The sequence below is a fragment of the Streptomyces sp. NBC_00654 genome (assembly GCF_026341775.1).
In the GTDB taxonomy this organism is placed as follows: domain Bacteria; phylum Actinomycetota; class Actinomycetes; order Streptomycetales; family Streptomycetaceae; genus Streptomyces.
The window spans coordinates 1280231-1303565 of the sequence record NZ_JAPEOB010000001.1 but is presented as its reverse complement, the minus strand read 5'-3'; the positions used below and the strand labels follow the sequence as shown (position 1 = coordinate 1303565).

At 73.1% G+C, this 23335-nt stretch carries 17 protein-coding genes; 5 read left to right on the top strand and 12 right to left on the bottom strand.

Annotated elements, in window-relative coordinates; translation table 11 throughout:
• Positions 1-129 precede the first annotated feature (129 nt).
• Both OHA98_RS05780 and OHA98_RS05775 read left to right on the top strand, forming a co-directional pair.
• A complete protein-coding gene (locus OHA98_RS05780) occupies positions 130-1206 on the top strand; it encodes a C40 family peptidase (RefSeq protein ID WP_266923023.1) in 1077 nt (358 codons plus the stop codon).
• Between the two features lie 65 nt (positions 1207-1271).
• Positions 1272-2033, top strand: a complete 762-nt coding sequence (locus OHA98_RS05775; protein WP_266927735.1) for a GNAT family N-acetyltransferase — start codon at positions 1272-1274, stop codon at positions 2031-2033.
• A gap of 193 nt (positions 2034-2226) precedes the next feature.
• Here OHA98_RS05775 and OHA98_RS05770 read toward each other — a convergent pair whose 3' ends face one another.
• Both OHA98_RS05770 and OHA98_RS05765 read right to left on the bottom strand, forming a co-directional pair.
• The gene (locus OHA98_RS05770; protein WP_266923022.1) at positions 2227-2922 is read right to left on the bottom strand and encodes a response regulator transcription factor; all 696 of its coding nucleotides are present in this window, start codon (positions 2920-2922) and stop codon (positions 2227-2229) included.
• Entirely contained in the window at positions 2919-4205 is a 1287-nt protein-coding gene (locus OHA98_RS05765; protein ID WP_266923021.1) for an ATP-binding protein, read from the bottom strand. The genes OHA98_RS05770 and OHA98_RS05765 overlap by 4 nt, the downstream gene beginning before the upstream one ends.
• 169 nt (positions 4206-4374) lie before the next feature.
• Here OHA98_RS05765 and OHA98_RS05760 point away from each other — a divergent pair, with 169 nt between their 5' ends.
• Positions 4375-5721, top strand: a complete 1347-nt coding sequence (locus tag OHA98_RS05760) for a PspC domain-containing protein (protein WP_266923020.1) — start codon at positions 4375-4377, stop codon at positions 5719-5721.
• Complete coding sequence (locus OHA98_RS05755) at positions 5708-5971, top strand: hypothetical protein (protein WP_266923019.1); 264 nt, start codon at positions 5708-5710, stop codon at positions 5969-5971. The genes OHA98_RS05760 and OHA98_RS05755 overlap by 14 nt, the downstream gene beginning before the upstream one ends.
• On the opposite strand, the gene OHA98_RS05750 is transcribed toward OHA98_RS05755, so the two are convergent.
• The 5 genes from OHA98_RS05750 to guaA form a co-directional block, all read right to left on the bottom strand.
• Complete coding sequence (locus OHA98_RS05750) at positions 5878-6387, bottom strand: DoxX family protein (protein WP_266923018.1); 510 nt, start codon at positions 6385-6387, stop codon at positions 5878-5880. The two genes, OHA98_RS05755 and OHA98_RS05750, sit on opposite strands and share 94 nt — an antisense overlap.
• 228 nt (positions 6388-6615) lie before the next feature.
• A complete protein-coding gene (locus OHA98_RS05745) occupies positions 6616-7884 on the bottom strand; it encodes a hypothetical protein (RefSeq protein WP_266923017.1) in 1269 nt (422 codons plus the stop codon).
• Positions 7885-7997: 113 nt separating this feature from the next.
• Positions 7998-8792: a class II aldolase/adducin family protein gene (locus OHA98_RS05740; RefSeq protein ID WP_266923016.1), complete on the bottom strand. Its 795-nt coding sequence runs from the start codon at positions 8790-8792 to the stop codon at positions 7998-8000.
• Positions 8793-8878: 86 nt separating this feature from the next.
• Positions 8879-9634 (bottom strand): cyclopropane-fatty-acyl-phospholipid synthase family protein, encoded by a 756-nt coding sequence (locus OHA98_RS05735; RefSeq protein ID WP_266923015.1) that lies wholly within the window; start codon positions 9632-9634, stop codon positions 8879-8881.
• A 151-nt stretch (positions 9635-9785) separates the two neighbouring features.
• Positions 9786-11381: a glutamine-hydrolyzing GMP synthase gene (guaA, locus tag OHA98_RS05730; protein ID WP_266923014.1), complete on the bottom strand. Its 1596-nt coding sequence runs from the start codon at positions 11379-11381 to the stop codon at positions 9786-9788.
• Between the two features lie 293 nt (positions 11382-11674).
• Here guaA and OHA98_RS05725 point away from each other — a divergent pair, with 293 nt between their 5' ends.
• On the top strand, positions 11675-11980 hold the full coding sequence (locus OHA98_RS05725) for a chorismate mutase (protein ID WP_266923013.1): 306 nt from the start codon (positions 11675-11677) through the stop codon (positions 11978-11980).
• A gap of 669 nt (positions 11981-12649) precedes the next feature.
• On the opposite strand, the gene OHA98_RS05720 is transcribed toward OHA98_RS05725, so the two are convergent.
• The 5 genes from OHA98_RS05720 to OHA98_RS05700 all read right to left on the bottom strand — a co-directional run bounded on the left by OHA98_RS05720 (position 12650) and on the right by OHA98_RS05700 (position 23309).
• The gene (locus OHA98_RS05720) at positions 12650-14398 is read right to left on the bottom strand and encodes a peptidase (RefSeq protein WP_266923012.1); all 1749 of its coding nucleotides are present in this window, start codon (positions 14396-14398) and stop codon (positions 12650-12652) included.
• 94 nt (positions 14399-14492) lie between these two features.
• Positions 14493-16421 carry a GMC oxidoreductase gene (locus OHA98_RS05715; protein WP_266923011.1) on the bottom strand — a complete coding sequence of 643 codons (1929 nt, stop codon included), beginning with the start codon at positions 16419-16421 and terminating at the stop codon, positions 14493-14495.
• A gap of 164 nt (positions 16422-16585) precedes the next feature.
• Positions 16586-18202: a succinic semialdehyde dehydrogenase gene (locus OHA98_RS05710; RefSeq protein WP_266923010.1), complete on the bottom strand. Its 1617-nt coding sequence runs from the start codon at positions 18200-18202 to the stop codon at positions 16586-16588.
• A gap of 154 nt (positions 18203-18356) precedes the next feature.
• Positions 18357-20132: a serine/threonine-protein kinase gene (locus OHA98_RS05705; RefSeq protein WP_266923009.1), complete on the bottom strand. Its 1776-nt coding sequence runs from the start codon at positions 20130-20132 to the stop codon at positions 18357-18359.
• A gap of 213 nt (positions 20133-20345) precedes the next feature.
• Positions 20346-23309, bottom strand: a complete 2964-nt coding sequence (locus OHA98_RS05700) for a protein kinase (RefSeq protein ID WP_266923008.1) — start codon at positions 23307-23309, stop codon at positions 20346-20348.
• Positions 23310-23335 lie beyond the last annotated feature (26 nt).

Here is a 23335-nt window from a genome sequence, read left to right as displayed (position 1 = left end):
GGGCGGCACCCGCTCACCCCGCCGCGAGGTCCGGCGGTCGGCCGCTCCCCCCGTGGTGGCCGGCCCACCGGGCCTCGCGTGCCCGTCGGCAGCCCCCGGCGGGCAGCCGACAGGAAGGATGCAGCCCTCGTGGCCGCGCACCGGAAATCAGCTCACCGGAAACCCAAGCAGCGCCTGTTCACCGGCCCTGCTGCCCGCACCGCGGCCACCCTGGCCCTCGCCGGGGCGGCGACCGCCACCACCGCCACCGGTGCCGGGGCGGCCCACGCCGAGCCCCGGCCCACCCCGGCCCAGGTCAAGACCAAGGTGGACCGGCTGTACCACGACGCGGAGGTCGCCACCGAGAAGTACAACGGGGCGAAGGAGAAGGCGACCGCGACGGCGAAGGCCCTCGACGCCCTGCGCGACGAGGCGGCCCGCCGGACCGAACGCCTCAACACCTCGCGCCACGACCTCGGTTCCCTGGCCACCGCGCAGTACCGCACCGGCGGGCTCGACCCGGCCGTCCAGCTGGCGCTCTCCTCCGACCCCGACCAGTACCTCCAGCGCGCCGCGTTCCTGGACCGGGCCGGTGACCGCCGGGCGACCGTGCTCAACGGGATCCGGCGCCAGCTGACCGAGGTGGCGCGGGTCCGGGCGAGGGCCGAGGAGGAGATCGGCACCCTCACCGCCCGCCAGGCGGACCTGAAGAGACACAAGGCCCGGATCACCGGCAAACTGGCCGACGCACGGCGGCTCCTGGACACCCTGACCGACGCCCAGCGCGCCGACTACGAGCGCGCGGCCGACGCACGGCACGGCGGCGGCACCTCCCACGCGGACCGCGCCTTCCCCCGCGGCTCGGCCGTGGCCCCCAACGCCCGTGCCGCCCAGGCCGTCGGCTTCGCGTACGGGGCGATCGGCAAGCCGTACGTCTGGGGCGCCACCGGCCCCTCCTCGTTCGACTGCTCCGGGCTCACCCAGGCCGCCTGGCGCGCGGCCGGTGTCTCGCTGCCCCGCACCACCTACACACAGATCAACGCCGGACAGCGGGTCTCCCGCTCCGAACTGGCCCCCGGCGACCTGGTGTTCTTCTACTCCGGGATCAGCCATGTCGGGCTCTACATCGGCGGCGGCCGGATGATCCACGCACCGCGCCCCGGCGCACCGGTCCGCATCGCGCCCCTCGACGAAATGCCTTTCGCGGGAGCGACCCGGGTGGCGTAGTCTCCCGGCGCCGACACCGGACCCGCCGAAGGACTCCCCGTATGCCGATGGCCCCCCGTACACCGATGGACATCGAGGTCCAGGAGTACGCCCGCGCGCTCGCACTCCGCTCCCCCGGCCACTACCGGGTGGGCCCCTTCACCGTGCGGCACAACCCGCTCTGGACACTGAAGTACGCGAATTACGCCATCCCCGACCGGGACGCGGAGCCGAGCGCGGCGGAGGTGACGGCTCTGATCGACGCGTTCCGCGAGCGGGAGCGGATGCCTCGGCTCGAATACCTGCCGGTCTGGGCCCCGGCGGTCGAACCGGCGCTGCTGGCCGCCGGGTTCACCGTGGAGAACCGGGCCCCGCTCCTGGCCTGCGCCCCCGAGGCGCTGCTCCCGCCGAAACCGGTGGACGGGCTGCGGATCGCGGTGCCGGTCACCGACGCGGAGTTCGCCGACGCCGCCCGCACCCAGCACCAGGGCTTCGGCGGCGAGGGCGAACCCGCGGAAGACATGGCCCACGGGCTGCGCAAGGCGGCGGCCGACGGCGGGATCGTCGCTCTGGCCACCCTCGACGCCGCTCCCGCCGGGGTGGGCGGCTGCTCCATCGCGGTCGGCGGTCTCAGTGAACTGGTCGGCCTGGCCGTCGCGGAGACCTTCCGCCGCCGCGGCGTCGGCGCCGCGCTCTCGGCCTGGCTGACGGAGCGGGCCTTCGGCCAGGGCTGCCGGACCGTCTGGCTGGAGCCGGGCGACGGCGACGCGGAGCGGATCTACGCGAGCATCGGCTACCGCCGGATCGGCGAGAAGCTGAACATCTCGCTCGCCCCGGCCGCGGGCTGACCCGGGCCGGGCCTGGCCGGGCGGCACGGGGCGGCATGGCACAGGGCGGCATGGCACAGGGCGGCATGGCACGGGGCGGTCCGGCACGGGGCCGTCCGGGTCTCCCCCGCGCGCAGCCGCCGCGCGGACCGGCCGTCACCCCGGCCCACCACCGCCCGGACCGGCCGTCACCCCGGCCCGGACCGGCCGTCGCTCAGACCAGCCGTCGTGCCGTCGCCCACCGGGTCAGCTCGTGCCGGTTGGAGAGCTGGAGCTTCCTCAGCACCGCCGAGACATGCGACTCGACCGTCTTCACCGAGATGAACAGCTGCTTGGCGATCTCCTTGTACGCGTAACCCCGCGCGATCAGCCGCAGCACCTCCCGCTCCCGCTGGGTCAACCGGTCCATGTCCTCGTCGACCGGCGGCGCGTCCGTCGAGGCGAAGGCGTCCAGCACGAAGCCGGCCAGCCGCGGGGAGAACACCGCGTCGCCGTCCTGCACCCGGAAGACCGAGTCGACCAGGTCGGTGCCGGTGATCGTCTTGGTGACATAGCCGCGCGCACCGCCGCGGATGACCCCGATGACATCCTCCGCGGCGTCCGAGACGGACAGCGCGAGGAAGCGCACCGGGTTCTCGGCGGCCGACATCATCGAGGCGCAGCGGCGCAGCACCTCGACACCGCCGCCGCCCGGCAGATGGACATCGAGGAGGACGACCTCGGGGCGGGTCGCCGTGATGACGGTGACCGCCTGGTCGACGTCGGCGGCCTCACCGACGACCTCGACCCCGGTCTCCTCGGTACGGCCGATCTCGGCCTGGACCCCGGTGCGGAACATCCGGTGGTCGTCGACGAGCACGACCCGTACCCGCCGCTCCGGGCCCCCGGTGGCTTCGGTGTTCTCGGTCATTCGCTCGCCCTTTCCATCTCCAGCTCGACTTCCGTGCCCCCGCCGGGCACCGAACGCAGCCGGGCCGTACCGCCGTTGCGCTGCATCCGGCCGATGATTGATTCTCGTACGCCCATCCTGTCCCCCGGTACGGAGTCCAGGTCGAATCCCGGACCCCGGTCCCGTACGGAGACGAAGACCGTGCGGCCCTCGACCTCCGCGTAGACCTGGACGGCGCCGCCCTCGCCACCGTACTTGGCGGCGTTGACCATCGCCTCGCGCGCGGCCTGCATCTGGGCGGTCAGCCTCTCGTCGAGGGGGCAGTCGCCGACGACGACGACCTCCAGCGGGACGCCGTGCTTGTCCTCGACCTCGGCGGCGGCGCGCTTGACCGCTTCGGCGAGGTTCTCGGGCTCGTCGTCCTCGTCCTTACCGGTGCCCTCGGGGTTGTACAGCCAGTTGCGCAGCTCGCGTTCCTGGGCGCGGGCCAGTCTGCGGACCTCGCCGCCGTCGTCCGCGTTGCGCTGGATCAGGGTGAGGGTGTGCAGGACGGAGTCGTGGACATGGGCGGCGACCTCGGCACGCTCCTGGGCCCGGATGCGCATCAGCCGTTCCTCGGAGAGGTCCTGGGTCATCCGGACCAGGTAGGGGCCCGCCAGCAGTGCTATGCCGGTGAGTACGGCGATGGCGGCGGTCAGGACGTTGCCGAGCTGGGCCGCCGAACCCCGGACCACGATGAAGACGGCGAGGCCGAGGCCGACGAGTGCGACTCCGGCGAGCCCGCGGGCCAGTTGCAGCACGCGGCGGCTGCGGCCGACCTCCATCCAGCGGGCGCGCCGGGCGTTGTCGGCCTGCCGCCACACCAGGACGGAGCCGGCGCCGATCAGCAGCGTGGGCCAGATGTAGCGGTCGGCCTTGCCGCCCATGTCGACATTGCCGACGAAGATCATGGCACCGATGAGGAGCGCGACCAGGGCGAAGACCTGTCCCTTGTCGGGCTTGCGGAGCCGGCGCCGGCCGTCGGGGGCCGTCTCGAAGACCGAGCGCGGCGCCTCGACCCCGCCGACGCCGAGTGGGACGACGATCCAGAACACCGCGTACAGCAGGGCGCCGAGGCCGTCCGCGAAGAACAGCCCGAGGAAGACGAACCGCACCCAGACGACGGGCAGCCCGAGGTGTCCGGCGAGCCCCCGGGCGACACCGCCGAGCAGCCGTCCGTCGGCGCTGCGGTACAGCTTGCGCGGCGGCGGCTCCTCCGGGTCGGACGCGAGGGAGCTGGCGGCTCGGGTGGTGGCGGTCGGCATGCACCGATCGTCACACGTACGCGACGGGCGCGGCATCAGGGTCGCCCCCCCGTCGACCCTGATGCCCGCCCCGGGCCGCCGCCCCTCAGGGGACCCCGGGGCCAAAATCAGGGATCGGCCAGGGTCGCGGCGGGTGCCGCCGGGAGGTCCGGGCGGTCACCATGGAGTCATGATCGCTCCTCAGGACGCCGGCCCCGGCGCCGCGCCCCCGGCCGGACCGAAACCGCAGCTGCGCCGCAGCCCGCGGCAGAAGGTGGTGGCAGGGGTCTGCGGCGGCCTGGGGCGCTACTGCGACGTGGACCCGGTGATCTTCCGGATCGTGCTCGGTGTGCTCGCGGTGACGGGCGGGATCGGCCTGATCTTCTACGGCTTCGCCTGGCTGCTGCTCCCCGTGGAGGGCGAGGAGGAGAACGAGGCGCGCAGGCTGCTGTCGGGCCGGGTCGAGGGCGCGTCGCTGGTCGCCCTGATGCTGGCGCTGATCGGCTGCGGGCTGTTCCTGTCGATGCTGGGCAACGGCGGCATCCTGGCGTTCGCCTCGATGCTCTCGCTGGCGGTGGTCGGCTTCTCCGTGTGGACGCAGCACCGCAGGACCGCGGCTCCGGAGGACCCGCTCGACGTGATGGGGGCGCAGAGCACGACGGGGGCCCCGCACGCCGGTGGCCTCGGTACGGCGCCGCCGGAGGTGAAGGCGCCGCCGACGCCGGGCAGCCCGTCCTGGTGGCGGGATCCGATCATCAAGGACGGCACCTCGGGGCCGGTGGGGCCGGGCTATCTGTGGGGTCCCGCGGACACCAGCCTCTCCTCCCCTGCGGCGAGTCCGCGCCGGGCGACGGCGGACGCTCCCTTCCGGCCGCCGGGGCAGGCCACGGGCGGCACGCGCGGCCCGCGTTCGATCGGCGGCCCCGTGTTCCTCCTCGCCCTGGTCGCCGGAGGTCTGGGCACCGGGCTGAGCTGGGAGACCCACCCGCTGGGGACGTGCCTGCAGATCGGGCTGGCCGCCGCGCTCGCGGTGTTCGGTCTCGGCCTGGTCATCGCTTCGTTCCTCGGCCGGACCGGCTTCGGCACGATCATGATGGCGATGATCACGGCAGTGCTGCTGGCGGGCGCCTCGACGCTGCCCAAGGACATCAGTACGGACTGGATCCACAAGGAGTGGCGCCCGGCCTCGGTCGCCGCGGTCCAGCCGCGCTACGAGCTGGGCACCGGGGACGCGAGGCTCGACCTGTCCGGGGTCGCGGTCCCCGCGGGCGAGACCGTGCGCACCCGGCTGGAGGTCGGGGCGGGCCGGGCCACCGTGGTCGTACCCGGTGCGGTGACGGTGAAGGTGTACGCGGAGGCCGGCCTCGGGGACATCCGGGTGCTGAAGGCCGCGCCGCGCGAGGGCGTGCGCATCGCCACCGACCTGAGGACCGAGCGCAGCTACGCCCCGCCCAAGGGCGCCGGGCCGGCCGGCACGGTCGAACTGCGACTGGAAGTGGGCATCGGACAGGTGGAGGTAAGCCGTGCTGATTCATGAGTTCCGGCCCGGCCGCGCGGTGGCGGGCCTGGCGATGCTCGGCCTGGCCGCCGGTTACGCGGGCGACGCGGCGGGGGCGTGGCACGTCCCCTGGACCTTCTTCTTCCCGTTGTTCTTCGGCGGCCTGTGGCTGGCCGCCACCGTGACCTGGGCGGCCTACATGTTCCGGCGGCGCAGGGACGCCCGGAAGCTGTCCGCGGAGAGGACGGAGGCACCGGCGAGCACGAGCGGCAGCCAGGCCATCAGATAGATCAGGTCGTTGCCGTAGTAGTACGGGGTGGTCTGCCAGCTCACGGTCAGCCACAGGCTCAGCGAGATCAGCGCGCCGCCCAGCGCGGCGAGCCGGGCCCAGAGACCGATGAGGGTGCCGAGGCCGACGGCCAGTTCACCGATCGCGATGGCGTAGCCGAAGCCCTCGGGGCTCTTCAGCGCCAGGTCGACCAGGCCCGGGATCGCGGCGGAGTCGCGCACCGCGCGCATCATCTCGCCGATGGACCCGGCGCCGTCGGCGGACATGAACGAGCTGTCCGTCAGCTTGTCGAGCCCCGCGTAGACGAAGGTGACGCCGAGGAAGACCCGCAGCGGCAGCAGGGCGTATTCCCGTGCCCGCTCGCGCAGAGGCCTCGGCTCGTTCAGAAGGTACGTATTGCCGCCGTAGCCACGCATCAATGCCCCACTCTCCGATTGCCCGTCACCCGACCATACGTACGCCGGAAACGGGCCGCTCACCAGGGCTGGGGTTCAATCGGCGGACATACGTGCCGGAGACGGCCCGGGGCGGCCCCGCAGGTGCCCCGGCGGTGTCCCGGCGGCAACGGACCGGGGCCGTCCGGCCGGTGACCTCAGTCGGCGACCTCAGTCGGCGACCTGAGCCGGTGACCTCGATCGGCGACCTCAGTCGGTGACCTCGATCGGGCAGCGGTTGGTCTCCACCCCGGCGGCCGTGACGACCTGCACATCCACCACGCCCGGTTCGACCTCCACCGGCACGGGCACGGTGAGCACCGTGTCGGCCGGATTGGCGAAGCCCCCGGCGACCGGGATCAGCGGGACATGGACATGGACCCGGCCGATCCTGACGACCAGCCGGGCCAGCCGGTCGGGACTTCCGGCACCGGGCGGCACGAAGCCCGCGCCACGGATCTCGATGTCGTCCCCGGTACGGATCGGGGCGTCCAGGTCCCCGGCCTCCCGCGCCCGGACGACGGACAGGACGACCGGGCGGCCGCCCTCCGCGTACTTCCCGGCGAAGTAGGTCGCCGCGGACACCACGACCAGGAGCGCCAGACCCCACGGCAGGTCGGGCAGCTGCTCGGGGCGGCGGGCCAGCCGGACCGCCGCGAACAGCACCGCGACGGCGCTCACCAGCACGTACTGCACATCGGTGAAGCTGCCGCGCCCCGAGTCGTCGGTCAGCAGATCGGCGGCGCGCGGCCGGTCGGCGCGCAGCTTCTGGAGCCGCTGCGCCAGCACCCGTACGGTCACCACGCGGCGTACGACGACGGCCACGGCGCAGACCAGGGCCAGCACCGTGAGCACTCCGGCGGACCGCACCAGGTCCAGTCCCTCGATCAGGGCGTCGCGGTCGCGGTGGTCGGACGCGCCCGCCAGCTGGAGGGCGAGGACGAGCACGGAGAACACGGCCAGCAGCACCCAGGCCGCGGCGACCGTCCGTGAGGTGGAGAGCCGGTTGTCCTCCCCGATGAGGGGGGCGAGCAGCCCGCCGCGGGCCCGGTGGAGGCGGGCGGCACCGGTCAGCAGGACCGCGGTGACGAGCCCGGCGATCAGACCCGCGGTGCGGGCGGTGGACCAGCCCGCGCCGATGGCGGTGACGCTCTCGCCGATGACCAGCGCGACGACGCCTCCCCAGACGACGAACAGGGTGCGCTGCCACACCTGGTGGAGCCAGGCGTCACCCGCCTCACGGCCCCGTGCGGCGACGGCGCGGGCCGACTCGGTCAGCTCGTCGGAGACCCACTGCCGGGAGGCCGAGGCCGACCGGGCGACGCCCGCGGGCAGGCCCTTGCCCGCCGCCAGTTCGTCGCGCTTGGCGAGGAAGGCGGCCACCGCGCGCCGGTGTCCTTCGCGTGCTCCGTGCGGGCAGTCGCCGCACGTACAGCCTCCGCCGTGCGTGCTGCTCGCCCTCGCCTCGTCCAACGCCACGGAGAATTCCGCCCTTTCCCGCCCCGGTACAGCCAACTCACCTGTGATTTCTGCGAATTGTGCCGTACGGGACGGCTGCGGACCGCATCGGGGCGGGCCGGGGGCGCGTGTCGTCAGAATGTGCGACTGATCCGCTGCCACAGTGGCTGGTAATTGATCCACGCCACCAGGTCGCTGCCGAGCTGTTCGCGGGTGGTGACCGCGTCCCGGTGCTGGATCAGGACGGGCTTCCCGGCGGCCCGCGCCATCAGCTGCACCTGGCAGGAGCGTTCCATCGTGAGGAACCACCAGGCCGCCGCGTCCACCGAGTCCCCGACGGTCAGCAGCCCGTGGTTGCGCAGGACGACCGCCTTGCGGGGGCCGAGCGCGGCGGCGATGCGGCGCCCCTCGTCCTCGTCCACGACGACCCCGGTGTACGTGTCGTACAGGGCGTGGTCCTCGTAGAAGGCACAGGATTCCTGGGTGATCGGCTCGATCAGCTCGCCCAGCGCGGACAGGGCCCGCCCGTGCGGGGAGTGGGTGTGCGCGACGGCCACGACGTCCGGGCGGGCCCGGTGCACCTGCGCGTGTACGGCGAAGGCCGCCTGGTTGACGTGGAACCGGCCCTGCACGACCTGCCCGTCCCCGTTGACCAGGATCAGGTCCTGCGGGGCGATGTCCTCGAAGGGCGCCCCGAACGGATTGACCCAGAAGCAGTCCGTGAGCTCCGGGTCCCGGGCGGTGATGTGCCCGGAGACGCCGTCCTCGTACCCCTGCTGCCCGAAGAGCCGCAGCGCCCCCGCCAGCCGCTCCCGGCGGTACGCGCGCTCCTCGCCCGGCGACGCGTGCACGGGCGGCATCGCGAACCGCAACTGCTCGACGGGTATCGGCTCGGGTGCGGCGGACGGCAGGGCGGTGGGCTCGGACATGGCGGCTCCTCGGGGCTCCCGGGCGGCGTACGGGATCGGAAGTTACCGCCGGTTGCCACAGGTGGCCAGTGCGATCACGGACCGAGTCAGGCGCTGAGGACGAGGTAGGCGAGGCTGAACTGCGAGCGGTAGCCGCCGTAGTAGCCGGTGCGGCGGGCGTCGACCTCGGCCATCACCTCGTCGTACAGGGGGTGCCCCGGGTTCTCCAGTGCCCAGCGCTGGCCCCGCCCGATCGGGCCGTTGGACTCGAAGACATCCCATTCGCGCTCGTCGGCGACGGTGACCTGGAGGGGGCGCAGCCCGGTGCTCTCCGCCAGCCGGATCAGTTCGAGCAGCGAACCGAAGTCGCCCGGCTCGGCCCCGATCCCGTCGAGCGCGGCCGGGGTCGGCTCGCGCAGCCAGATCCCGTCGCCGAACAGCACCCGCCCGCCGGGGCGCACGGCCGCCCGCAGGGCCTTCAGCGCCTGTGCCGTCGAGCCGGGCCAGGCGTGGGACGAGCCGATGGAGACGGCGAGGTCGTAGTCTCCCCCGGCCCATTCGGCGGCGGGTACGCCGTGGAACCGCACGCGCTCCGCGAGGCCCCGCCCGTCGGCCAGCCGGCGCCCGCGCGCCACGGCGTCCGGGTCGGTCTCGACGGCGTCCCCGGTGGACCCGGGCGCCGACTCCACCAGGCGCATCAGCAGCTCGCCCCAGCCGGCGCCGAAGTCGGCGATCCGCGCCCCGGGCTCCGGCGCGCAGGCCGCGATCAGCTGGGCCGCGTGTTCCTCGGAGAGCGGGGTGTTCCAGGTCAGACGGTGGTTGTGCGGGGCGGAGATGAGCGGGCGGATCTCTTCGGCGGACATGGTCGCGCAGCCTCGCACGGACCGGGCGGGCCCGCCACCGAATTTCCGCGCGCCCGCCGGGTGCGTATCCGCCGCCGTCCGGAGGCGGATACGACGATGCCGCCGCCCGGACGTCCGGGCGGCGGCATCGGTACGGGTCCCGCGGGAGGGACTACTCCCACTCGATGGTGCCCGGCGGCTTGCTCGTCACATCGAGGACGACGCGGTTGACGTCGGCGACCTCGTTGGTGATGCGGGTGGAGATCTTCGCCAGTGTCTCGTACGGCAGGCGCGACCAGTCGGCCGTCATGGCGTCCTCGGAGGAGACCGGGCGCAGCACGATGGGGTGACCGTAGGTACGGCCGTCGCCCTGGACGCCGACCGAGCGGACGTCGGCCAGGAGGACCACCGGGCACTGCCAGATGTCGCGGTCCAGGCCGGCCGCGGTCAGCTCCTCGCGGGCGATGGCGTCGGCCTCGCGCAGCAGGTCGAGCCGGTCCTTGGTGACCTCGCCGACGATGCGGATGCCGAGCCCCGGGCCGGGGAACGGCTGGCGCTGGACGATCTCCTCGGGCAGGCCGAGCTCCTGGCCGACCATCCGGACCTCGTCCTTGAACAGCTGGCGCAGCGGCTCGACGAGCTGGAACTCGATGTCGTCGGGGAGGCCGCCCACATTGTGGTGGGACTTGATGTTGGCGGTGCCGGTGCCGCCGCCGGACTCGACGACATCCGGGTAGAGGGTGCCCTGGACGAGGAAGGCGACGTCCTCGCCCGCCGCGCCGGCCTCGGCGATGAGCTCGGCCTGGGCCTGCTCGAAGACGCGGATGAACTCGCGGCCGATGATCTTCCGCTTCTGCTCCGGGTCGGAGACCCCGGCGAGCGCGTCGAGGAAGCGCTTCTCGGCGTCGACGACCTTGAGCTTGACGCCCGTGGCGGCGACGAAGTCCTTCTCGACCTGCTCGGTCTCGCCCTTGCGCATCAGCCCGTGGTCGACGTAGACGCAGGTCAGCTGGGAGCCGATGGCCTTCTGCACGAGGGCCGCGGCGACCGCGGAGTCCACCCCGCCGGACAGGGCGCAGATGGCGCGCTTGGTGCCGACCTGCTCACGGATGAGCGCGACCTGCTCCTCGACCACATTGGTCGTCGTCCAGTTGGGCTCGATGCCCGCGCCCCGGTAGAGGAAGTGCTCCAGGACCTGCTGGCCGTGCGTGGAGTGCAGGACCTCCGGGTGGTACTGGACGCCGTAGAGCTTCTTCTCGTCGTTCTCGAAGGCGGCGACCGGTACGACGTCGGTGGACGCGGTGACGGTGAAGCCCTCGGGGGCGGCGGAGCAGGCGTCGCCGTGCGACATCCACACCGACTGCTCGGCGGGCGTGCCCTCGAAGAGCGTGGAGCCGGTCTTGGAGACGGTGAGCCCGGTACGGCCGTACTCGCGGGCGCCGTTGTCGTCGACGGTGCCGCCGAGCGTGGTGGCCATCAGCTGGAAGCCGTAGCACATGCCGAACACCGGAACCCCGGCCTCGAACAGCGCGCGGTCGAGGGTGGGCGCGCCAGGCGCGTACACCGAGGACGGGCCGCCGGACAGGATGATCGCGCGGGGGTTCCTGGCCAGCATCTCGGCCACCGGCATGGTGGACGGGACGATCTCGCTGTAGACCCGGGCCTCACGGACACGGCGGGCGATGAGCTGGGCGTACTGCGCGCCGAAGTCGACAACGAGGACCACGTCGGCCGTGGTGTCGGGGGCGGCGGGGGGTGCTGCTGGCACGGGGGCGGCCTTCCGGCGGTGATGAGGGGTCTGTTTTGTCGATTCTACCGGCCGCGCGCGTCTCACGATCCGGGCCCGGCGTTGGTGGGACGGCGGGGCCGGGGCCATACTGTCCCCATGCGTCAGCACACGACCTTCGTCTTTACCTATGGCATCCGGCCCGCCGGCTGCCATGGTCGTGCTGCTTGAGCCACTGACAAGCAACGTTCCAGGCGCCCCGGGCCGACAGGCCCGGGGCGCTCTGCGTTGCGGGCCTGTCGCTCCGGGGGCCCCACCCCACCAGGAGTCACCCCATGAGCAGCGGCACCACCCCCACGAAGACCCTCACCGAGCAGACCGGCGCGCACACCGACGAGGCCGCGTCACTGATCGGCGACGCCCGTGCGCGCATCGATGTCCTCGACGACCGGATCATCGGCCTCGTGCAGGAGCGGATGGCCGTCTCGGCGGTGATCCAGGAGGCCCGGATCACCTCGGGAGGGCGCCGGGTGAACCTCTCCCGGGAGATGGACGTGCTCGCCCACTTCCGGGACGCGCTGGGCAGGCCCGGCACCTCGCTCGCGATGACGCTGCTGGAGCTGTGCCGAGGCCGGGTGTGACCTGTGCGCCCCTGCCGGGCTGTACGGCCGTATCTGCGTTCGGGCCCGGTCTCACCCGTACGGCGCGTGACCGGGGCCACAGTGGCTTCGTTGGTCCGGGTGTCCGTGCCAACCAGGGGCGGCATCGGTAGGAAACCACGCGTGGCTCCGTCGGGACGTGTGACGTACTGCAGGTACGTCGTGGGACCGCGTCCCGGCGCATGTGACCGGTCGGCAGGGGACAGCAGCCCGGTCACCCCATGTGCGGTCGGCCCCGGGGACGCCCGGGGACGACCGCATCCGGTCGAAACGGTTGCGCCGCGCGCAGTCCTTCGACCACGATGCGAGGGGTTCCCGTCCCCGCCCATCCCCTCCCGTCCCGCATCATTTCGCCCCACAGCACTTCTCGCCCCCGGCTCTCCTCGCCCCACAGCCGTCCCGCCCGCGGTTCTTCGCCATCGGCCTCCGCGCGGGCGCACGACGGGCCGGCCCACGCCACCGGCGCGCAGGGGATCCGACCCGGCACAGCCCCTCCTCCAGCGGCGCACCCCCCGGCGCCGCCACGGCACCGGCGCGCTGCCCTGAACGCCGGTGGCGACAGCCGAGGGCCCCGCGGACCGTTCCTGGTCCGCCGGGCCCTCTGTGCTTGCCGGGTGCCGGGTGCCGGATGCCGAACGTCCGGTGCCGGTGTCAGTCCTGCCGGACGCGGCGCCGGGTCGTCGCGTACAGCACCCCGCCCGCGGCCAGCGCGACGGCGGCGGCGCCGGATGCCAGGAGCGCGACAGAGCCGGTGGAGGCGAGGCTGCCGCCGCCGGCCGCGCCGGTGCTCCCGGAGGTGGAACCCGAGGTGCCCGAGGTGCCGCCGCCCGACGTACCGGAGGCGGGCGCCTCGCCGGAGGTGCCGGACGCCGAGCCTCCGGTGCTGCCCGCCGTGGCGCCTTCCGAGCCCTCCGACGTACCGCCGGAGTCCTCGGAACCGGAGTCCTCACCGTTCAGCACCAGCAGCGCGGAGTTGTTGGCCGGCTTCGGGTCGAAGGGCAGCGCGGGGTCCGAGAGGAAGATGTTGCGGACGGTGACCTTGCCCGAGGCACCGATCAGCTTCTCGTGGATCTTCAGCTCGAAGGGCAGGGTGACCTCGGCGTCCTCGCGGACGGTCATCGAGGTGTCACAGACGTAGCGCGGAGCACCGAGCTGCTCGTCGCGCTGGTTCCCGCCGGCCGAGACGCCCCGGCAGGAGTCGGGCTTGGCCGTGACACTCGCGCCCTGGGGCACGGTGAAGTCGACCGTGGCGACGTCCTCGCCGGAGCGGAGGTAGCCGATCCAGGCCGGGCCCTTGTTGCGGAAGCCGATGTCGGCCTTCACGGTGTCGCCCTCGGCGCCGGACGCCTTGTCCCCGTACGCCACGAAGTCGGCCGTGTTCTTCGTACGGAAGTCGGCCTCCTGCTGGTTGTCCCGGGGGTTGAGGTCCAGCCCGCGGGCGGACGGCACCTTCTTCAGGGTGAGGGCCGGGCCGGTCCCCCGGTCGAATCGCGCGCCCGCGCGATGGGCGGCGCGCTGGTCGGCGCCGTCCTCGTGGATGCGGTAGATGAAGGTGTCGTAGTACGCGCGCTCGGTGGACTTGACGGTGAGCGGCGTCTCCAGCGTGTACGTCCCACCCGCCTCGAACTCTCCGTCGATGGAGCAGAGCGCGGTGGACCAGGCGAAGTCGCCCATCTCCGGGGCGCTGTTCTCCAGGTACTCGCAGTTGGAGTAGCGCTGGGGGAGGTCCAGTCCGCGCGAGTACATCAGGGTGAGCAGGACCCCGTCGGCGGCCCGGGTGCCGTCGTTGGTGAAGGTGATCGGGGCCTGCTGCGTGTCACCCGGGGCGGGCTCCTGGTCGAACGGGAGCTGCTTCATCACGAGGTCGGGGCCGCCGACCGTGACCTTGGTGGTGAACGGGGTGAAGGTCGCGCCCTCGGCCGCCCCGGTCACCCTGATCGTGCCCGAGTCGCCCTCCTTGCTGCCCTTGGCCGCTCCGACCCTGAGGTCGGTGAGCAGGCTGAGACCCGCCCACACACGGTCGTCGTGACAGACCGCCGTGGCTCCGGTGACCTCGCACTCCGCGCCCGCCTCGCCGTCGAAGCCGACATCGGCGACGCCCGCGACTCCGGAGAGGTCGAAGGTGTACGTGACCTCGCCCCGGTAGCCGCCCGTCTCCTCGTCCTCGGCCGGATTGCTGACGGTGATCCCGACGGTGGACTTCCGCGGCGAACCGCTCGCCGGGTACGGGTACAGACCGGTCTGCGCGGGGCCGCCCAGCGTGAAGACGGGGTCGGCCGCCTTCACCGGTGCGGCCACGGCGAGCGCACCGGCGGAGAGCGAACCTGCGGCCAGCAGACCGGCGACGGCGAGACCGCCCGCGGTACGGCGCAGCGCGGTTCTCGGGGAAAGGCGTGTCATCGCGGACCTCATGGGACTCGACAGAGCTGTGTGACTGCTGTGAGGCAGTACCGGTTCGACCACGCAGCCGTCCGAAGAGTTGCCCTCAGCAAGATCACGGATTGGGCACGGCGTCCCCGTCCGCCCGGACCGCGGCGTTGCCCTTCGGCGGGACCGTGTTCCCCTTCGGCGGGACCGTTTTCCCCTTCGGCGGGACCGTGTTCCCCTTCGGCGGCACGGTGGGCATGCCCAGGAACGGCAGCTTCAGCGCCCCGAACGCCTCCTTCGGCACCGCCGGTGACCGCGGTTCCACGGCGGCCAGCCGCTCATAGGCCTCGCCCTGCGCGGGACGGGGGTCCTCCGCCCCCTTGTTGGGCCAGAAGGACATGGCCCGCTCCGCCTGCGCCGTGATGGTCAGGGAGGGGTTGACGCCGAGGTTGGCGGAGACCGCGGAGCCGTCGACGACGGAGATTCCCGGGTGGCCGTACAGCCGGTGGTACGGGTCGATGACCCCGTCCTCGGCACTCGCCCCGATCGGGCACCCGCCGAGGAAGTGCGCGGTGAGCGGGGTCCCCATCAGCTCGCCCACGTTGGAGCCGGCGAAGCCGTTGATCTCCTCGGCGAGCAGCGTGGCACTGCGGGTCGCCTCGGCGATCTGCGTCGGGTTGGGCGCCCCGTGCCCCTGCCGGGCGGTGAGCAGGCCCTTGCCGAGCCCGCCGGGCTTGCGGTACGTCGTCAGGGAGTTGTCCAGCGACTGCATGACGAGGCCGATGATGGTCCGTTCGGACCAGTGGCGGTTGGAGAGCGAACGCGCGGCGAGCGTGGGGTGCCTGACCACATTGCCCAGCCAGCCCAGTACCCGGCGCCCGCCGTAGGGCACCTGGAGGATGGACATGGCACCCATGGCGTTGGAGCCCTTGCCGTAGCGGACGGGCTCGATGTGCGTGTCGGCGTCCGGGTGGATCGAGGAGGTGATGGCGACGCCCCGGGTGAAGTCGGCCCTCTTGGCGCCGTGCTTCCTGCGGTAGCGGCGGTCGCTGGTCTGCGAACCGACCAGCGCCTCGGAGTTGGTCCGGGTCAGCTCGCCGAGCCGTGCCGAGAGCCGGGGCAGCAGCCCCCGGTCCTTCATGGTGTGCAGCAGGGTCTGGGTGCCGTACGTGCCCGCCGCGACGACCACCTCGCGGGCGCGCAGCCGGGTGGGCTTCGCCTTCTTCCGGCGGTCGGTCGGGACGGTCGTGACGCGGTAGCCGCCCTCGGGGTCGTCGGTGACCGCGACGACGGACGTCATCGGGTGGATGACCGCTCCGGCCTTCTCCGCGAGGTGGAGATAGTTCTCGTTGAGCGTGTTCTTCGCGCCGTGGCGGCAGCCGGTCATGCACTCCCCGCACTCGGTGCAGGCCTTGCGGGCGGGGCCGGCGCCCCCGAAGTACGGGTCGGCGACCGTACCGCCGGGCTTCGCCCTGGCCGTGCCGTCGGCGTCCTCGCCGTCGCCGAAGAAGACGCCCACCGGGGCGAGGTGGAAGGTGTCGCCGACGCCCATGGCCTGTGCGGCGGCCTTGAGGTGGATGTCGGAGGGGGTCATGGTCGGGTTGAGCCGGACCCCCAGCATCCGTTGGGCCTGGTCGTAGTACGGCTTCAGCTCGTCCTGCCAGTCGGTGATCCCGGCCCACTGACGGTCCTCGAAGAACGGCGCCGGCGGTACGTACAGCGTGTTGGCGTAGTTCAGCGAGCCGCCGCCGACGCCCGCGCCGGCCAGCACCACCACCTTGCCGAGCAGGTGCACGCGCTGGATGCCGAAGAGGCCGAGCGCCGGAGCCCAGAGGTAGTTCCTGAGGTCCCAGGAGTTCTTGGGGAGGGTGCCGGGGGTGAAGCGGCGGCCCGCCTCCAGAACCCCGACCCGGTACCCCTTCTCGGTCAGCCGCAGCGCCGACACCGCACCGCCGAAGCCCGAGCCCACGACGAGGACGTCGTAGTCGTACGCCGCGTCGTCCTCGGCCCGCACCGGGTTCACGGGCCGGTTCCGGTCAGGGCTGTCCTGGGACATGGCTCTCCTCGGTACGAAAAGGACAGAAGTGCCGCGGCGTACGCGCGGTCGCCGGGGTACGGGGAAGTGAGGTCGCGGGGCTGTGAGGCTGCGGGCTGTGAGGCTGCGGGGAAGTGGGCTGCGGGCTGCGGGCTGCGGGCTGCGGGGAAGTGGGCCGCCGCGGGTCAGCGCAGGCGGAACGCCTTCATCGCCTTCAGGCTGCGGTTCATGAGCGCCGCGTACTTCTCGTCGTCCATCCCGAAGGACGGGGCGAGCGGAAGCAGCCGCTGCTGGGCGACGGTCTGGGCCTCGGTGTACTTGAGGATGCCCTCGGAGCCGTGCCGCCGGCCGAGACCGGAATCCTTCATGCCGCCCATCGGGGACTGCACGCTGCCGTACGCGGGGGCGTACCCCTCGTTGATGTTGACCGTGCCGGTCCGCAGCCGCGCCGCCACCTGGTGACCACGCCTGCCGTCCTTGGTCCAGACGCTCGAATTGAGACCGTACGGAGTGGCGTTGGCGAGGCCGATGACCTCGTCCTCGTCGCTGAACCGGTAGATGGAGACGACCGGCCCGAAGGTTTCCTCGGTGCAGACGGCCATCGGCGCCTCGACGCCGTCCAGGATGGTCGGCTCGTAGAACAGCGGGCCGATGTCGGGCCGGGCGACACCGCCCGCGACGACGGTGGCGCCCTTCTCGACCGCTTCGGCGACATGCCGGGTGACGGTCTCCAGCTGCGGTTCGCCGACGAGGGAGCCCATGTCGGCGCCGTACGCGAGGGAGCTGCCGAGCCGCATGGCCTTCGTGCGGGCGGCGAACCGGGCCACGAAGTCGTCGGCGACCGACTCGTGGACGTACAGCCGCTCGATGGAGATGCAGAGCTGTCCGGCGGAGGAGAAGCAGGCCCGCACGGCGCCCGCCGCGGCCTTCTCCACATCGGCGTCCGCCAGGACCAGCATGGCGTTCTTGCCGCCGAGCTCCAGGGAGACGCCGACCAGGCGGGCGGCGGCGCCCTGGGCGACCTCGCGGCCGGTGCGGGTGGAGCCGGTGAAGGAGACATAGTCGGCGCGGCTGACGACCTCGGGGCCGACGACGGGGCCCTCACCGAGGACGATCTGGAAGACCTCGGCGGGCAGCCCCGCCTCGATGAGCAGATCACGGGCCCACAGCGCGGTCAGCGCGGTCTCCGTGTCGGGCTTCATCACCACGGCGTTGCCGGAGACGAACGCGGGCAGGGCGTCGCCCACGGACAGCTCGAACGGGTAGTTCCACGGAGCGATCTGGCCGATGACCCCGCGCGGCTGGCGCAGCTCGGTGACCTTGGTGAGGGTCGGTACGACGCCGGTGTGCCGCTTCGCCCGCAGATACGAGGACGCCTTGCGGCCGTAGTGCCGGGCGGCGACGGCGACGGCCTGCACCTCCTCGTGGGCGTGCAGACGGGCCTTGCCGGTCTCCAGCTGGATGAGGTCGAGGACCTCGGACTGGCGGCTGAGCACGAGGTCGTGGAAGCGGAGCAGGACGGCCGCCCTCGCCCGTACGGGGGTCGCGGCCCAGGCGGGCTGGGCGGCGCGGGCGCGCTCGAAGGCGGCCGCCACGTCCTCGGGGGTGGACTCGGGCAGGTCCGCCAGCTTCTCCCCCGTGAAGGGGGTGTGGTTGGCCGTACGGCCGGAGCCGACCACCCCGCGGGTCAGCTGGGCGATCACCTCGGGGGTGACCACATCGGCGGCCGTGCGCGCGCCGGCGGGAGCGGCCGCGACGGGGTTCGTACCGAGGGGGGCAACAGGAGCCTGCGAGTCCGTCATGAGGCCGAGAGTATGTCCACCCGCACACTTTGCATACCCGTGGGTAATAGGTTTTCACACTCCCCACAAGCCGACGGCCGGCCGCCCCGCAAACTCGCCAGTGATCGCTGGCCACATAACCGCTGATCAGCGCCTATGTATCCGGCAGCGCTCGTCAGTCCGTCGTCTCCGGCGCCCGCCAGCTGCGCAGCATGATCTCGAACTGCTCCCGGCTGGTCTCCCGGTCCGCCACCGGCGCGGTCATGTACAACGCGTACTCGGGACCGTTCGTCTCGCCGTAGTACATCTGGTCGATGCCGTAGCGCGGGCCGGGATGGTCCTTGGACTCGACCCAGGTGAACTCCCAGAGGGAACCCGGACGGTCACGGTAGGTGTTGGAGTGCAGGGTGATCCGCTCATAACCGGGCAGCCGCTTGGAGAGATCCTTCTCCAGGTTCAGCATGTGCGTGTACGAGTTCTCGAAGTCCGGTGCCGGATCGACGCTGATCCGGATGCGGTGCGCCCCGTTGTCCGGCGTGTAGTCGATCTGGTTGCCGTCCGTGCGGCGCGTCCACCCCTGCGGTACGAGCAGGCTGAAGCCTTCCGGATCGTTGACCCGCTCCCAGCCGTCGGGTATCTCCTTCAACGGCTTCGCCGAAGGGGTCGCGGGCTCCGAGGGCCGGGGCGAGGTGGTCCTCGGTGCGGTGCTGACCCCCTGGGCGGCGCCCTTGCCCGCGGATCCCCCGTCGCCGTCCCCGTACTTCATCGCGGCCAGGCCTGCCGCCCCGCCGAGCACCGCGGCCGCGGCGATGACCACGAGCGTGGTGCGCCACCGGGCCCCTCCCCGCCGGGTCACCGGTACGGAGACGGGCCCGGAAAGCGCGGGCCCGGGGAGCGCGGGCCCGGAAAGCGCGGGCCCGGAAAGCGCGGGCCCGGGGAGCGGGGCCTCGCCGTGGCCGGGGACCGGGGCGGACAGGGTGTGCGGGGTGCCGGGAGACACTCCCCCGGGCAGCCGGTTGGTGGCACCGTCCTGGGCCGGGAGTCCGCGCATGGCCTCCTCGCCGACCCGTTGGGTCGGGACGAACTCCTGGGCGGCGCGGGGCTTCCGGCCCTCCATGGCGTCCAGCAGCATCTGTTCGGTCTCGGCGGCCGAGGGCCGGTCCTCGGGGTCCTTGCGGAGCAGCGCGGTGATCACGGGGGCCAGCGGTCCGGCGTTCCTGGCCTCGGGCGCCTCCTCCGTGACGACGGCCTGCATCGTGGAGATCGGAGACGTACGGCGGAACGGGGAGCGCCCCTCGACGGCGGTGTACAGCGTGGCGCCGAGCGACCAGAGGTCGGAGGAGGGGCCCGGGTCTCCGCCGCGTACCCGTTCGGGCGCCAGATAGTCGATGGATCCCACCAGTTCACCGGTCCTGGTGATGGTGGAGTCGCCCTCGATCGCGGCGATCCCGAAGTCGGTCAGCAGCACCTGCCCGTCGCGGGCGAGCAGGACGTTGCCGGGTTTGACGTCCCGGTGCAGCACTCCGGCACTGTGCGCGGCCCGCAGGGCGCTCAGCACATGGAGGCCGATCCTGGCCGCCTCGCGCGGCGCCATCTCGCCGGTCTCCTTGGCCGCGTCGGCGAGCGAGGGCCCGTCGACGTACTGCATGACGATCCAGGGGCGGTTGTCGTACTCGATGACGTCATGGACGGTGACGACGCCGGGGTGCGTGATGCGGGCCGCCGCGCGCGCCTCCTTCTGGGTGCGGGCGTGCAGGACGAGGCGGTCGGCCTCGGCGACGTACAGCCCGGCGGTCAACTCCTTGACGGCGACGGTGCGGTGCAGCACCTCGTCATGGGCGCGCCAGACCTTGCCCATACCGCCGCGGCCGAGGACCTCGCCCAGCCGGTAACGCCCGGCCAGCACCAGACCCGTATCCGTTCCCGCACCCGTGCCCTGTGAATGATCCACGTGTTGTCCCCGCCCCGTTCCTCGGCTGCCAGATTACGGAGGAGGGGCACGGCCATGGAACCTGGGATCGCCCACGAGACCGCACTGTGATGCTTGTCGCCCCGGTACGCCCGCCGTTCACGGGCGTCGGCACCGGCCGGGCCGGAGGCGATGTCACGGTGCGTGCCGCCGGGGTCGCCCGGCCGTGGCGCGGGGCGCGGTGATGACGGGCGGTCAGGAGCCGACGCGGTAGGAGGCGATGGCCTGTTCGTAGATGGCGGTGACCTTGTCCCGCTGATCATGCGGGCCGATCACCTGGATGATGTGGTACCTGCCGTCGACGACCATCGCCAGGTTGCGCACGTACACCTCGCGTCCGCCGCTCTCCTGCCAGGTGAACTGGCCCTCCGCCATGGCCTGTCGGCCGACGTCGACCCGGCGCAGCCCGGCCGACGTGGACCAGCTGGAGTCCCGGAACTGCTGGAGCTCCGGCTCCTTGTCCCGCTGATAGGCCAGCGGATCGGCACCGTTGGCCTTGACCGTGTCGCGGCCGGGCACGATCAGCAGACTGAACCCGTCGCTCCCGTAACGAATCTGACGGTCCGCGTTGGCGGGGCTGCGCTGCCAGTTCTTGACCACCCCGACCTCGAAGCCCTCCACGTCCTTGCGCAGCACATAGCCCGGGGCGAGCGCGACCGCGGAACGGCTGGTCTGCGGCTGCTGGGAGCCGGGGTTGGCGGAGGCGTCTCCCGAAGCCCCGGGGGTCCCGGCGCCGGGACCGGCAGGGGTGGCGGAACCGGAGGGCGTCTTCACGGCACCCGCGCCGGACTCGTCCTCGGGCATGAAGATCAGGGCGTACGCGACGGCGGCGGCCATGCCCAGCAGGATGAGGACGAGCAGCAGCCGGCCGAGGCTGCGCGGTCCCCGCCCCTCGCCCGGACGAGCGGGCTCGCGCAGCACCCTGGGGCCCTTGGGCTCACGCGGTGCGCGGGGCGGGCGGGACGGCCGGGAGTCCCGGGGTTCGGGGATCTCGTACGGCTGCTCGGGCAGCAGGCCCGCCTCCTGCCGCGTCTCCTCGTAACGCGTCTCCTCGTAACGCGGTTCCTCGTAGCGCGGTTCCTCGTGACGCTGCTTCTCCTGACGCTGCTTCTGCTTGCCCTGGCGGTGCCGGCCGTGCGCCGAGCCGCCCCCGCGGCCCCGGCGCTTGCGGACGAGCTCGCCCCGGCGCCGCACGATGGGAAGCCGGGTTTCGTCGGCGGAGGGCAGCGGGACGACGTCCGTGCCCGCTTCCGGTTCCGGGGCGGCCCGCACCAGGGAGCGCAGCCAGCCGCTCAGCTCCTCGACGTCGGGGCGCTCCGAGGGGTCCTGGCGCAGCAGCGATTCGACGACGGGCCGCAGCGCGCCGCTCTCCTCCGCGAAGGCGGGCGGCTCGCCGCACACCATCTGGACGAGCTCGGCCGCGTTCTCCTCGGGGTAGGGGGCGTGGCCCTGGACCGCGCGGTAGAGCAGGGCGCCGAGCGCCCACAGGTCGGTGGCGGGGCCGATGGGCGGTGCGAGCTGCCAGTTCTCATGGACCGGTCCGGCCTGCTCGGGCGCCCAGCGCTCGGTCACCGCGCCGACCACGGCGATCCGTGCCTGCCGGGCGCGTTCGGCGGCGCGCGGGGTGGCGGGGCCCCGGTAGGCGGGGGTCCCGCCGGCGGCGACGACCTCGTCCCAGCCGCCGGACCCGGATCCGGCGGGCAGCGGCTCCGGGCCGGGCGGTACGGGGGTGCTGCCGGGGCGGCGTGAGTCGGCGCGCAGCGCGTCCTCGCCGGAGCCGCCCGCGGGGACGGGGCGGCCGGAGCCCGGACCGTCGCCCCAGGTGCCGGCCAGGTGGACCCGGCGGCCGGGCGGGCGGCCGTCGCCGTTCCCGTCCTCGTCGTCGTCCTCGTCACGTCCGTCGCGGCCGGCGTACGGGGCGTCCGACGCGTACGGGTCGTCGGCGGCATGGCGGTCGTCCGCCGCGTAGGGGTCGTCGGCGGCGTACGGGGCCGAGGCGTACCGGTCATCCTCCGCGTACGGGTCGTCCGGCGTGCTGCCCCAGGCGCCGGGGAGCACGGAACCGCCGGAGGCGGGGCGCTGGACCGGCAGGAGGGCCGTGTCGTCGGCGGCCGGGTCGCCCTCCGCGCCGTCCCCCTTGCGGTAGTTGTCCTCGTTCACCCGGGCGGCGGCGCGGGCGCCCGCACGGTAGGCGGCGATGGCTCCGGCGCGCGCGGCGCGCAACTGCGCGGCGCTCGCGGCCCCGGGCGGCACCGTTCCGGGCCGCACAGGGTCGAGCGGGGCGGGGTCGATCTCGGCGGAAGGCGGTGGGGCGGAGAACGGGACGGCCGGGGCTGCCGGCCGCGGGACGATCTCCTGGCTCTCCGGGCGCGCGGGCGCCGGTTCAGCGCCGTAGGCGTCGTCCGGATCGTCCTGGTGATCCGGAGCGTCCGTGCGGTCCGGGTCGTCCGCGTGATCCGTGTCGGCGTAGGTGCCGTACGCGTCGTACTCGCCGTACTCGGCCGGCCCGCCCTGCCCGCCCGCGTCGTCGTCGGCCTGGTCGTCGTCATCGTCGGGCAGCGGTGCCGTGACATATCCGCACAGCGCTTCCTCGGCCGCTCCGGCCGCCAGGCCGGTCAGCACGACGCGGCCGTCGTCGCAGATCAGGACCGTACGGACGGTGATGTTGCGATGGGTCCAGCCGTGGGCGTGCAGCACGCGCAGCGCCGTCAGCACATCGGAGCCGATCTCGGCGGCCCGGTACGGGTTGAGCGGACGCTCGGCGAGGAGGGCGGCCAGCGGGCGTGCCGGTACCAGTTCGCTCACTATCCAGAGCGATCCCGCCTCGGCGAACACGTCGAAGACCTGGTCGAGCCGCGGGTGGTCGGGCACCTGGGCCGCGGCCTGCGCGGCCTCGATCGCGCGCCGGACGGCGGGGTCCGTGGAACGGCGCACCGCACGGCCCGCGGCACGTCCGGTGCCGCGTCCGCCGGCCGGTGTCGGGCCGTCGGCGTCGAGCACCTCCGCGTCCACGATCTCCGGCAACGGCACCTGGCGGACCAGGACTTCCTGCCCGCTGTATGTGTCGAACGCCCGGGTCTCGACCAGTTCGTAACCATCGAACGGGGGCAGGGGAAGGCGGTAGCGGTCGGCAAGCACCCGACCCGCGTAGTCGTCCACGACGCCTCCCCAGAGCGCACTGTCCC